Source organism: Leptospira meyeri, assembly GCF_004368965.1.
Classification (GTDB): domain Bacteria; phylum Spirochaetota; class Leptospiria; order Leptospirales; family Leptospiraceae; genus Leptospira_A; species Leptospira_A meyeri.
Genome location: NZ_SORO01000001.1, coordinates 983,808 through 997,346, shown reverse-complemented (window position 1 = coordinate 997,346; position 13,539 = coordinate 983,808). Strand labels below are relative to the sequence as shown.

The window sequence follows — 13,539 nt, the reverse complement described above, 5'->3', positions numbered from 1 at the left end:
GAATAGATTTTATATGACTAAAGATTTGATTCTTCTTGTGGATGATGATGCCGCGATTCGAAAGATGTTGCGTATTGCACTCGAAGCCAAAGGTTATGCGACCATCGAAGCGATCTCTAAAAAGGATGCGATTGAATCCGTGGCTTTGAATTCTCCCAAGTTAGTTTTGTTAGATTTACAACTTCCCGATGGAAGTGGATTGGATGTCATAAAAGAAGTAAGAACCTTCTCTGAGATTCCATTCCTTGTTTTATCTGTTATGAATTCGGAAGACGATAAAATTGTTCTGCTTGATGCTGGTGCGGATGATTACATTACCAAACCATTCAGTATGGGAGAACTATTGGCAAGGATTCGAACAGCACTTCGGAGGCTCCCTGCAGAAGAAACACCTGCCAATTGGGAAAGTGGGAATTTGGTGGTGGATTTTGTAAATTACCAAGTCATTAAGAATGGTGCGCTGATTCGGTTAACACCTACCGAATTCCAAATCCTTACCTTACTTATCAAAAATTCCGGCAAAGTGATCACTCATGATGTTTTAATTAAAAAAATCTGGGGAGATCAGGCTTTAAATGAATTGAATTCGCTTCGAGTGCATATCACTCAATTACGAAAAAAAATCGAAGATTCACCTAGTAATCCACTCTGGCTCCTTACGGAACCAGGAATTGGTTATCGTTGGGTTCATCATTGATGAAGAATTTAATAAATCTCAGTATTGCATTCCTTTTATTTATCTTAATGAATTCTTAAGACTGATTCCTAAATCATAATCTACGATCCATTGCTTGGAATTTTGAAACATGGTAATTTATAGTTATCATGTTGTATCAAATAAATGTTTTTTGTTTCTTTAACAAATGCCAAATTCGCTTTGTTGGAATTGTATTCTGCATAACTTTGTCAGTTCTAGGTGGAGTTTTTTTCCCGTTGTCGGCTGAAGAAAAACCAGCAGATGAAAATGCAAAGAAAAATGATTCGGATCCAAAATCTGTTGGTTTGCCAAGTTCGATTCGTTTTGGAGGATTTATTGATTCTTATTATCTATACAATCGAAATCTTCCTAAAGACACAGAACGAAATTTTACGACCCAAGGTGTGCGAAACGGCGAGTTTAATATAAATTTGGCCTACATAGATGCAAAGGTGGAAGAGAAAAACTATCGGGGACGCATTGCATTTCAATGGGGAACATCAGTAAACGCAAATTATGCGGCAGAATCCACAACGGAAAAATATTCGAACCAAAATTCTGTCAAGAACATCCAGGAAGCATTTACGGGATTTAAAATCGGAAATGATACATGGCTTGATGCGGGTATTTTTTTTGGAAATATTGGGCACGAGTCTTGGGTATCACAAAACAATGTCAATTATACGAGGGCATTTGCTCTCGATTATGTGCCTTATTATTCTTCAGGAATTCGATTATCCCATAAGTTTACTGAAAAATTAAGTGGTCAATTGCAGATTCTTAATGGATGGCAAAATATTACAGATAATAATAAAGACAAAGCTTTCGGCAGTCAGATAAAATACAAATTTAGTCCCAGTTTTATTTTAACACTCAATCAGTTTGCCGGAAACGAAGCGCCAAATAATGAAAGAAAACAAATTCGATTGTATCAAAACACAATTTTAGAATGGATCGTTTCTGAAAGATTAAGTCTTGTTGGGCAGTTTGATATCGGGGCACAAAAAGCAAAACAAAGGTTTGTCTACGAACCATGGTTAGCTGTTTATGATCCAAGTTTGGGAGAATATAAAGAGACATCATCCAATGCATTTCGCCAGTGGTATCATGGAACCGTTTGGCTTAGTTACAAACTCACTCCAGGTTACAGATTGAGTTTTCGTATCGAACGTTTTTATGATCCTCTTCAAGTGATGGTGAATACAGGAACTCAGAATGGATTTATGAGTAACGGTTATACTACCACATTTGATATCCTTAAGTTTGATCCTGGATTGCTTCGGTTTGAATATGTCTACCGAAGATCCGCAGATTCTGTATTTGCTTATCGAGACAAACAGACCTCGAAAAAAGAGGATTTCTTTGTCGTCGCATTTTCGATGTATTTTTAGATCTGCTGGCGGTTAAGGCTTTTTAAGGATTTTTATTTAAAAACCGAACCTTTTTTACTCCTTTCGGGTCTAAAATTTGTTCATAGATGTTTCTCCTTATGATACCCGCAGGGAGGGGTTAGTATCCCTGATTTTCTTTTTTTTCTTTCCAAACCGGTTCATTTTCCTAAATTCTCTCCATGTTCTTTCGGTTTCGTTACCCTGTCCTTTTTCTCCTATTCATAGGTTTGGTTCAGGCTGATTTCAGCCAAAGCCAACCAGCTTCAATAGAACTTTTCACTCCGAGCGGGTTTGTCAAACAGCCCAAACAGGTGACGGTTCGCTTTACTAAACCCATGGTCGCACTCGGTGACATCCGACCCAAGGTTGACATCTTCCAAATCAACTGTCCATTACCAGGGACTGGCCGATTTTTGGATTCCACTACCTGGGTTTATGAATATGAAAAAGAACTTCCTGGCGGAGTGGAATGTTCCTTCCAACTAAAGGACGGAACAAAAACTTTAAATGGAGAAACGGTCCAAGGGGAACGCAAATTTTCTTTCCATACGGGAGGACCTTCCGTTCAATACTCTTCGCCTTACCAAGGATCTTCTATCACAGAAGATCAAATTTTTGTTTTGCATTTGGATGCAAAACCGGATATGAGTTCTTTTCAAAAATATGTATACTTTCGATCAGAGGAATTAGGAAATCGAATTCCGATCGTTCTCATCACTGGTTCAGAGAGAAAATCAATTTTAAAATCCACTGGAGATCCAGACAAAGAAGAAACAGTTCTTTTAAAATCGAAACAAACATTTTTACCGGATAAACAAATCCAATTAGTGCTCGGTAAGGGAACCAAGTCTGTATGGGGTGGTGAAATCCGTGAAGAAGAAGTTCTCTCTTTTACGGTAAGGCCTGTATTTTCTGTTCGGTTTAGTTGTGAGAGAGTCAATGCTAAAGCAGATTGTATTCCCATTCTTCCTGTCTCGCTTTCTTTTAGTTCGGCGGTATCTAGATCTAGTTTACAAAAAATTAAACTTGTTTCAAAAGATGGCAAAGAATTTCCAATGTCTCCATTTGGGGAGAAAGGAAATGAGTTTTATGAATGGGTAAGTTTTCCTGGACCTTTTCCAGAGAATACCGAATTTGAAATTCGTTTGCCCGAGCTTGAGGATGATGCAAACAGAAGTTTATCAAACCAAGCATCGTTTCCTTTGAAGTTTAAAACAGATGAGTTCCCACCTCTTGCAAAGTTTAGTGCCAAGTTTGGAATTTTAGAATCAAAAGCCAAACCTGCGTTACCTGTCACTCTCAGAAATTTAGAAGCAAATTTACCTTTGAAATCAATCTCTCTTGGTGTTGGTGGAAAAACCCAAAAAACAATGGATATTTTAGAAATCCAAAAATGGTTTCAAGTATTATCAACTAGAGAAAGAGAACAATCTGTTTTCCAAAATCCACCGACAAATGCTGGTATCTCCTCTTTCACACTTCCGAAACCCAATGGAAAAAAACCGATGGAAGTCGTGGGCATTCCATTGGAAACTCCTGGTTTTTATGTGGTCGAACTAGCCAGTGATGTTCTCGGGAATAATCTTCTTGAAAAAAAGGGAAAGATGTATGTCTCGAGTGCAACTCTTGTGACAAACCTTTCGGCACATTTTAAATGGGGAAAGGATACTAGTCTTGTTTGGGTGACAAATTTGGATCAGGGTCTACCGGAAGCCGGTGTACAAATTAAAATCCTAGATTGTAAGGGAAACCTCCGAGGAGCAGGAATCACAGGCAAAGACGGAACCATGCTCTTTGGAAATTTAAATTTCCAAGAGGTTCCTTATTGTGGCTATCATGAGTTAGGTTCAGGTTTGACCATCTTTGTTCAAAAAAATGATGATATCAGTTTTACCTCAAGCACTTGGGATAAGGGGATTGAAAGTTGGCGGTACCAGTTACCTAGTGTCACAACGGGTCATTCCAAGGAAATTAAATCCATTGTCCTTGATCGGACCTTATTTAAAAAGGGGGAAACGGTTCACCTAAAGCATGTTCGTCGTGGATTTGGAAATAAGGGACTCACCGCAGCAGATCCTAAAGACAACCCGGAACAGGTTATCATCAAACATGAAGGTTCAGGTGAGTCTTATCCCTTGCCACTAGTTTGGTCTTTTCCTGGGCAAGCAGAATCAGAATTCAAAATTCCCAAAACAGCAAAACATGGAATGTACATTATTTATTATCCTTATTCTAATGAGGATTCGAGTTATGGGGAAACAATTGCTCAGTTTCGAGTGGAGGAGTTCCGTCTCCCTGTGGTCAAAGGGAATATACAACTTTCTGGCGACAAACAGGAGTTAATATCTCCAAAGGAGTCTAAAGTTTTATTTGGATTAGAATATCTTTCAGGAGGTGGAGCATCTAACTTCCCTGTGAAAATACGTTCGCAATTGGTTCCAAGTTTTTATTCTCCCAAAGAAGAATACTCTGCATTTTCTTTTTCACCCGAAACTTTGAAAGAAGGAAAATGGAAAGTAAGTGGTTATGAAGAAGAAGAGGTAGAAGAAACAAAACCAGCTGTTTTATCCACTGCGTTAAAAACAGATGAAAAAGGATTTTTACAGTATACCTTTAGCGGTTTAAAACCAATTCCTGGTTATGGAAAATTCCAAGTAGAAATGGAATATGCGGATCCGTCGGGAGAAATCCAAACCGTATCCAGAAGTTTCCCTGTCTCTCCTTCGGAAGTGCATCTTGGAATTTTGCCAGATGGTTGGTTATTTACAGAAGATCACATTAAGCTACAGTTAGTTGCATTGGATTCAAAAGATAAAATTATTCCTTCACAAAAAATAAAAGTCACTGCTTACAAAAGAGAATTTTATTCCAATCGCAAACGTCTTGTTGGTGGATTTTATGCTTACGAACATTATGAGGAAGTAACCAAACTTGGAGAGTTCTGTGAAGGAAAAACCGATTCTAAGGGAATTCTCATCTGTGAAGGAAAATCTCCTTCTGTGGGTGATATTGTATTTCTTGCAGAAACCAAAGATACAAACGGAAATATTACCAATTCTGGATATAGTGTTTGGGTGAGTTCAAAACAAGAAGCTTGGTTCGATGTCAGCGATCACAATCGTATGGACATTTTGCCTGAAAAACGTTCGGTTGATTCTGGTGAAACTCTTAAAGTCCAAATTCGTTCTCCCTTCCGAGAAGCAACTGCCCTTGTGAGTTTAGAAAGAGAAGGGGTTCTTGATTATTTTGTGACGCAAGTTTCTGGGAAAGATCCTGTAGTTTCGATTCCGGTCAAAAAAGAATATGCTCCAAATATTTTTGTCTCTGTATTACTTGTTAGGGGGAGGGTGGGCGATCCCAAACCGACAGGGCTTGTGGATTTAGCAAAGCCAGGTTACCGTTTGGGTCTAACCATGGTAAAGGTGGGATCAAAACCGTACACTTTGTCCGTATCGGTAAATCCAGAGAAAAAACTATACCAAGTCAGAGAAACGGCTAACGTAGAATTAGAAATCAAAACGGCGGAAGGAAAAGTTCCGACCGAATCCACTGAGGTTACACTTGCGGTGGTGGATGAAGCACTCCTTGAACTTTCACCAAATCCTACTTGGAATTTATTGGATGTGATGATGGGGACTAGGCCTCATTCAGTGGGAACTTCTACGGCACAGTCTCAGATCATAGGAAAACGTCATTTTGGACTCAAAGCAAAACCAGAAGGAGGAGGTGGTGGAAAACAATCCACTCGTTCTCTTTTTGAAACTTTAGTATATTGGAAGGGAAAGGCCATTGTGGGTAAGGATGGAAAACTAAAATTTAGTTTTCCATTAAATGATTCCCTCACTAGTTTTCGAATTGTCGCCGTTGCGTCATCGGGGGTAAAAGAGTTCGGAACAGGAATGGCCAAAATCCAAACCACACAAAAAATCCAATCTTTTTCCGGAATACCACCTGTTGTTCGGTTAGGTGACTCTCTCCGTCATGAAGTGACTCTTCGTAATGCGGGGGAAAGTAAGGAACAACTTCGATTGCGTTTGTCCGTTACAGATTTAAAAAATGGAGTGGAATCAAAAGAAGATTTGGAAACCAAATCTGCGATCTTGGGTTCAGGAGAGACCAAAGGTATATTTTGGGATTTAACTGTTCCAGAAAATACCACCAAACGTAAGTTCCATCTGGAAGTTTCTTCACCTAATGGAACAGTCCTTGACCAATTATCTGTGGAACAAGCCGTTCTACCAGTGGACAAAGAAAGGGTTTACCAAGCCGGTCTTTTTTTGTATGAAACACCAATCAAGGAATCTGTCCAAGTTCCAGAAGGATCACAACCAAACTCTGGTAAAATGGTCTGGAAGGCTTCGCCAACAATTTTGACTAGTCTTTCTGGGATCCAAACTTATTTTCAAAACTATCCTTACTATTGTATGGAACAGCGTGTTTCAAAAGCCATTGGCCTCAAATCCGAATCTATGTGGAATGATGTATTCTCTGATTTGAATTCCTTTTTAGATTACGATGGACTCGTGAAATACTTTGCTCGTATGGAATATGGAAGTGAAATTTTGACGGCCTATGTATTAACATCAGCGCAATTGGCAAACAAAAAAATTCCAGAAGAAACTTTGGCTAGGATGATTACTGGTTTACAAGGGTATTTAGAAGGGCGTGTGAAAGGTGAGAGATACAAATTTGGGGCTGATTCCATTGTGCGAAAGATCATTGTTTGGGAAGCATTGACCAGATACCAAACTTATGAATGGGAACAAGTAAGACCAATCTTTGAAGGAATTGAATTTTTACCAACTGCCTCTCTCATTGATCTATCAGAGATTTGGGGAAGAGTAAATGGAGGCGATAGCTCTGTTAAATCTCGTCTGACAAGTACATTACGATCACGACTTAATATCCAAGGATCGGAACTAATCGTTGCAGATTCTGGTTTCACCAATCCTTGGTGGATTTTGGGAAGCCGTGATTATACAATGGCTAAACTTTTATTATGGTCATTCTCAGAACCAAGTTATAAAAAAGATATGCCACGTCTTATCAAAGCCTTTGTTAAAATGCAAAAACGAGGGAGTTACGATACAACGCTTGGGAATGCATATTCCATTTTGGTTTTTGATCGTGTGAGCAAACTATTGGAATCAGAAAAAGTGTCGGGTGGAAAGTTAACCATCCAATCGGCAAAAGAGTCATTTAGCTTAGAACCTAACGGAAAACAAACGGTTTCCCAGGGCATTGGAACAAATCCTGAATCTGTATCTGTCAGTTACGATGGAAAAGGAAAACCATGGGTAGAATGGTCTGTAAAATCCATCTTACCTTTGAAAGCCCCCATCTCTAGTGGTTATCGTTTGAAACGAACATGGGAACCTTTGCAAGTGGCAAAACCAGGAGTTCTATCAAAAGGAGATACAATTCGGGTCAAAATCGAAATCCAAGCCGATTCTGATAAAACCTGGGTGGTGGTGGAAGATCCGATCCCACCAGGATCCTTACCTCTGGGTCGTGGGTTCGGTCGTGAGTCGATCATCGACCAAGATGGAAAACCGGGGGATTCCTCTTATTATTTGAGTTTTGAAGAGAAGACCCTTTCTCAGTACAGAGCGTATTTTGAATATTTGCCCAAAGGAACGCATACCCTAGAGCATAGCTTCCGATTGAACCATGCGGGGACTTTTCAAATGCCTGCCACTCGGGTGGAGGCAATGTATTCGCCGGAGACTCATGCGGAGTGGCCGAATGAAACTGTGAGGATTTCGGAAAATCTGGACTAGGAAAAGTTTACGGATAAAGAGGACTTGGAATTATGACTCTAATGGGTCCGAACCAAGCCCCTCTTTTCCCCATCCGAATCTTAAAAATTGCCTTTTGGTTTACCGTTTTTTTTTATCTATTTTTTCTAATCTTTAATACTAGTTTTACCATTATGGGAGTGGACGTTGGAGACTTCCTTAAACAGTATTTAGGTGCTTTTTTTGGGGTATATCTTTCTACCACGTTCAAAGTTTTTTCAGTTTCATTCTTTTTACATCTAACACTTTTTTCTCTTGTTTATCTAACTTACCATTTTCTAAAACGTTCCGATGTCTCTTGGTATGTATTATCCGCTTGGGTAGTCTTCATTGAAAGTTTTGCCTTGTTCCATTCTATGGTAAGTTTTCCACAAATATATGGTGAGTTCTTTTTCTTCAGGTATCCTTCCTTTGCTCCGTTTCTATATTTTCTCACGGATCACACAAGTCCTACTTACTTTAGTTTTGTATTGGGAATACTTATTTTAGGATTTGTTTTTGTTCTCTTGCGACAGATTTACCTTCATAAAAACAAAGAAAGTTTTTTTGCCATATTGCATGTATTAGTTTTGGGACTCATACATACATCTGGTTATTATATGGTAGGAATTCTTTATTTTGTGATTCTTTTTTGGCAAGGCAAACATTACCAAAGGATTCACATTAAATCTTATGGATTCCTTTTCCTATTCTTCCTTTTTCTTTATTTGGTTCCAAACATTTGGACGAGAATTGAAGGATTAACTCGCTTAGAAGCAAAAGGGAAACCACCCGTTTTTATTATTGCGGCAGACTCCCTTCGTTATGACAAAATTGGGCTTAAACTCGCAGGGAAAAGCATTACACCAAACATCGATTCATTTGCTAATGAAGGTTTTGTCTTTCATGACCATCATACCACGATTCCCCGTACCTTTCCAAGTTGGGCGGATTTATTAACCGGACAATATGCGATGAGCCATAAAGTTCGTGATATGTTTCCCTCTCCAGAGGAAAAACAAAGGATTGGATCTCCCACTTTTTCTACAATTCAACAAAAGTTAAGAGAGATCGGCTATCGAAGTTATGCGATAGGAAGTTTTGCTGCTGATATTTTTCCTCGAGCCAACTTTGGGTTTGATGAGGTACTTGCTCCGAACTTCAATGCTCGCATTATGACAGTACAACGAACTGCCGAATCCCAATTATTTCTTATGCCTTTTCTCACTGGATCTTGGTTTGCTGGTGGGATGTATTTGGAAGAAATGGACGGGTTGTCCACATGGGGAGATGGGAGTCGTATTTTGGATCGATTCCGATCGATATTAAATCGAGAAGGAGATCAAACATTTTCAGTAACTTACTTTTCAAGTGTGATTCATTTTCCTTATACTCCGGCTTATCCTTATTATAAAACTTTTACCGATCCAAACTATTATGGTAAGTATAAATACTTAAAATTTGTAGATCCAACTAACTCTGCCACTCCGAATGAAGAAGAAACAAAGCAGATTCGTGGATTATTCGATAGTGCCGTTTTTGCTTTTGATTCAGAGTTTGGTGATATCATTTCCGAATTAAAAGAAAAAGGAATCTATGATGAATCAATCATCATACTGACTGCAGACCACGGAGAAGCATTGTATGAAGATGTACATGGACAAGGACATGGGGAACATTTACGTGGGGAAGCAGTGACTCATATTCCTCTAATCATAAAATTTCCTAAATCAACAAGTCAGGAAAAGTCTGGCCATCAATTTTTCGGAATTACCTCGAGTGTTGATATCTATCCAACTATAATGGATTATTTTAGAATCTCCACCAAACAAGAGTTTCCTGGAAAATCCTTGTTGCCAATCCTTGGAAAATCCAATTGGGGAGAGGATCGAATGGTTTATGCGGAAACAGGAATTTGGTTTTCCGATACAGGGGACCATTTCTTTCAGAAACAACGAATCCCATATCCGAATATCCTTTCCTTGCACCAAGTGATCCCAGAAGAAGATTATCAAATTATGATCACTGATCCAATGTATAGAGAAACTATTGCGTTTTCAAAACACAGATCTATACAAAATTCTGATTACAAACTTATTTATATTCCCACACGCCAAGGTGTGCTTTTTGAATTCTATGATCGAAAAAAAGATCCTTATAATACCAAGAATCTTTATCCTAATCACCCGATGGCTGTAAAAATGAAAGACATGTTGTACCAAATGGTGGTAAAGTGGGAAGATGCATCTCTCGCAGGAGAGTATTTAATACCAAGTTCTTTATCTGATATCAATGAAAATTAAATAGGAAAAAAAAGAGGAAACTATGCCGCAACGTAACGACTTAAAATCAATTTTGATCATCGGATCCGGACCTATCGTCATCGGGCAGGCATGTGAATTTGACTACTCTGGAACACAAGCAACGAAAGCACTTAGGGAAAAAGGGATACGAGTGATCCTCGTAAATTCTAATCCTGCCACAATTATGACGGATCCTGATCTCGCCGATGCAACATACATTGAACCACTCACGGTTCCTGTATTGGAAAAAATCATCAAAAAGGAGAAACCAGACGCCATTTTACCAACCGTAGGTGGACAGACTGCTCTCAATTTGGCATTAGCTCTTCATCGTGAAGGAGTATTAGAAAAATACAATGTAGAACTTATTGGTGCAAAGGTTGATGCCATTCGAAAAGCAGAAGATAGAGAACTATTTAAACTCGCAATGGAAAAACTGGGAATTCGTGTAGCGAAATCTTTTATGGTTTCCGACATGGAAGCCGCAAGGAAAGCAAAAGATGTGATTGGCTTTCCAATCATCATTCGACCAGCATTTACACTTGGTGGAACTGGTGGAGGTACTTGTTATGATGAAGCCGAGTTTGATGAGATAACACAAAAGGGACTTTCTGCGTCTCCCATCTCGCAAGTGTTAGTTGAAGAGTCTGTAATGGGATGGAAAGAATTTGAGTTAGAAGTCATGCGAGATCTCGCAGACAATGTGGTCATTATTTGTTCAATTGAAAATTTGGATCCAATGGGTGTTCATACTGGTGACTCTATTACGGTTGCCCCTCAACAAACATTGAGTGACCGGGAATACCAAAAACTCCGTGACATGTCAATTGATATCATTCGAGAAATTGGAGTAGAAACAGGTGGTTCCAATATCCAGTTTGCCGTAAATCCAGAAAACGGGGATGTCATCGTGATTGAGATGAACCCACGAGTTTCACGATCTTCTGCTTTGGCATCGAAGGCTACAGGATTTCCTATCGCAAAAATAGCAGCACTTCTTTCCATCGGTTTTACCTTAGATGAAATTCGAAATGATATTACTCGTGTAACACCGGCTAGTTTTGAGCCATCGATTGATTATGTTGTTACAAAAATTCCTAGGTTTGCATTCGAAAAATTCCCTGGTTCAGATCCAACGTTAGGTGTTCAGATGAAAGCAGTTGGAGAGGCGATGGCCATCGGCCGTAATTTCAAAGAAAGTTTTCAAAAAGCACTCAGGTCACTCGAGACTGATCGTTTTGGTTTTGGAAGTGATGGTTATTTAAAAGAACTTTTGGAATGGGAGTCTGTTCCGAAAGAAGAAAGAAAAACTTGGTTAACAGCAAAGGTAAAAAGACCGACCGACAAACGTATTTTCTATGTGAAAATGGCATTTGATTTTGGGATGAGTGTCGAAGAAATTTTTGATATTTGTAAAATTGATCCATGGTTTCTTTATCAATTTGAAGAGTTATACCAGTTAGAAAATAAATTCCGCAAAGAAGGAAAAGTCATCATTGAAGAAATGAAGAAATCTGGTTTCTCTAACCGCCAACTTGCTTTTCTTTCTAAAGAGGAACAAATACTTGCGCAAGTTCGAAGCGGTGCCGCGATTGAAATCACAAAGGCAAAAGTAGAAAAAACCCTTCGAGAAGAAGAAGAGGCCATTGAAAAATATTTAGAAGAGAAAAATATCCAGCCAGTGTATAAGAGGATCGATACCTGTGCTGGTGAATTCGAAGCATTCACACCTTATATGTATTCTTCTTATGACGAAGAGGATGAAGCTGATGTCACTTCCAAAAAGAAAGTGATGATCCTTGGTGGTGGCCCAAACAGAATCGGTCAAGGAATTGAGTTTGATTATTGTTGTTGCCATGCTTCCTTCTCATTGCAAGAGGCTGGTGTAGAGTCGATAATGGTAAACTCCAACCCAGAAACAGTTTCCACTGATTATGATACTTCCGACAGGTTGTATTTTGAACCATTGAGTCTTGAAGATGTAATGGCGATTTTCAAAAAAGAAAAACCGGATGGAGTGATTGTTCAGTTAGGTGGTCAAACACCTCTCAAATTGGCAAAATCACTTGAGAAAAGAGGAGTTCCCATTATGGGAACAAGTCCTGATTCCATTGATAGGGCAGAAGATCGTAAACGGTTTGCTGAAGTTTTAGAAAAATTAAATCTAAAATCTCCTGACAACGGAATTGCAGCATCTAAAGAGAAAGCAAGAGAGATTGCAAGAAAAATTGGTTATCCGGTTCTTGTTAGACCATCGTATGTTTTGGGTGGAAGGGCCATGCTGATTGTTAACGAAGAATTGGAACTAGATAAATATATGGAAGAAGCCGAAGAGGTATCGGAAGATAGACCGCTTCTTGTAGATTCCTTTTTACAGGATGCAATTGAAGTGGATGTCGATGCCCTTTGTGATGGTAAAGATGTATTCATTGCTGGGATAATGGAACATATTGAAGAAGCAGGAATCCACTCGGGTGATTCTGCTTGTGTGTTACCTCCGCAGTCCATTTCTCAACGTATGTTACAGGAAATTGAAGAAGCAACTTATCGTTTGGCTTTGGAGTTAAATGTAAAAGGTTTAATCAATGTTCAATATGCAATTAAAGAAGAAACTCTTTATGTTCTCGAAGTAAATCCTCGTGCATCACGAACAGTTCCTTTTGTTGCGAAATCAATTGGTATCCCTATTGTAAAAATTGCCGTTCGATTAATGTTAGGTGAGTCATTGGCGTCGTTTAAGTTGGGAAAACGATTTTCTGCACCGATGATTACTGTTAAAGAGGCAGTCTTGCCATTTAGTAAATTTCCTGGCGTTGATACTATCTTAGGTCCTGAGATGAGATCGACTGGGGAAGTAATGGGGGTTGCTACTACCAAAGGCGAAGCCTTTGTGAAAGCCCAGATTATGGCGGGTGAGGAACCTCCTAAACATGGAACTGTTTTTGTGACCATCAATGATAAAACTAAGAAAGAGTTGTTAGAATCAGTTCGATCTTTATCTAACTTAGGATATAATATCATCGCAACGGAAGGAACACATAAGTTTCTTTCTGATAATGGAATTCTTTCTAGCAAAATAAACAAAATCTATGATGGTTATTTTCCGAATGTGATTGATTATATTAAAGAAAAGAAAATTCATCTGATCATTAATACTCCTTTATCAAGAGTTACACGTGAAAATGCTTTTACGATTCGACAAGCAGCGATTAAATACAAAGTTCCATGTTTGACAACAGCACAAGCAGCAAAAGCGTTAATTCATGGTTTGGTGGAAATGAAAGATAAAGGTTTCTCTGTGAATTCCCTTCAAGAAATTCACGCAAAACACAAAAATAATTAAAACTAATATGGATTTGGATTTTCTAACG

At 38.8% G+C, this 13,539-nt stretch carries 5 protein-coding genes; all 5 read left to right on the top strand.

The features are described 5' to 3' along the window. The first annotated feature begins 13 nt into the window (after window positions 1-13). The 5 genes from CLV96_RS04710 to carB all read left to right on the top strand — a co-directional run bounded on the left by CLV96_RS04710 (window position 14) and on the right by carB (window position 13,511). A complete protein-coding gene (locus tag CLV96_RS04710; RefSeq protein WP_004788707.1) occupies window positions 14-697 on the top strand; it encodes a response regulator in 684 nt (227 codons plus the stop codon). A gap of 128 nt (window positions 698-825) precedes the next feature. After that, a complete protein-coding gene (locus CLV96_RS04705) occupies window positions 826-2,088 on the top strand; it encodes a porin (RefSeq protein ID WP_004788495.1) in 1,263 nt (420 codons plus the stop codon). Window positions 2,089-2,267: 179 nt separating this feature from the next. Continuing rightward, window positions 2,268-7,868: an alpha-2-macroglobulin family protein gene (locus CLV96_RS04700; protein ID WP_004788761.1), complete on the top strand. Its 5,601-nt coding sequence runs from the start codon at window positions 2,268-2,270 to the stop codon at window positions 7,866-7,868. 41 nt (window positions 7,869-7,909) lie between these two features. Further along, entirely contained in the window at window positions 7,910-10,168 is a 2,259-nt protein-coding gene (locus CLV96_RS04695) for a sulfatase family protein (RefSeq protein ID WP_004789128.1), read from the top strand. Window positions 10,169-10,190: 22 nt separating this feature from the next. Next, the gene (carB, locus tag CLV96_RS04690; protein WP_004788950.1) at window positions 10,191-13,511 is read left to right on the top strand and encodes a carbamoyl-phosphate synthase large subunit; all 3,321 of its coding nucleotides are present in this window, start codon (window positions 10,191-10,193) and stop codon (window positions 13,509-13,511) included. Window positions 13,512-13,539: the final 28 nt, after the last annotated feature.

Bases quoted from the DNA above. Each gene is read 5' to 3' on its own strand.
- CLV96_RS04710 (WP_004788707.1), top strand. From the start codon at position 14: ATGACTAAAGATTTGATTCTTCTTGTGGATGATGATGCCGCGATTCGA.
- CLV96_RS04700 (WP_004788761.1), top strand. From the start codon at position 2,268: ATGTTCTTTCGGTTTCGTTACCCTGTCCTTTTTCTCCTATTCATAGGT.
- CLV96_RS04705 (WP_004788495.1), top strand. From the start codon at position 826: ATGTTGTATCAAATAAATGTTTTTTGTTTCTTTAACAAATGCCAAATT.
- carB (WP_004788950.1), top strand. From the start codon at position 10,191: ATGCCGCAACGTAACGACTTAAAATCAATTTTGATCATCGGATCCGGA.
- CLV96_RS04695 (WP_004789128.1), top strand. From the start codon at position 7,910: ATGGGTCCGAACCAAGCCCCTCTTTTCCCCATCCGAATCTTAAAAATT.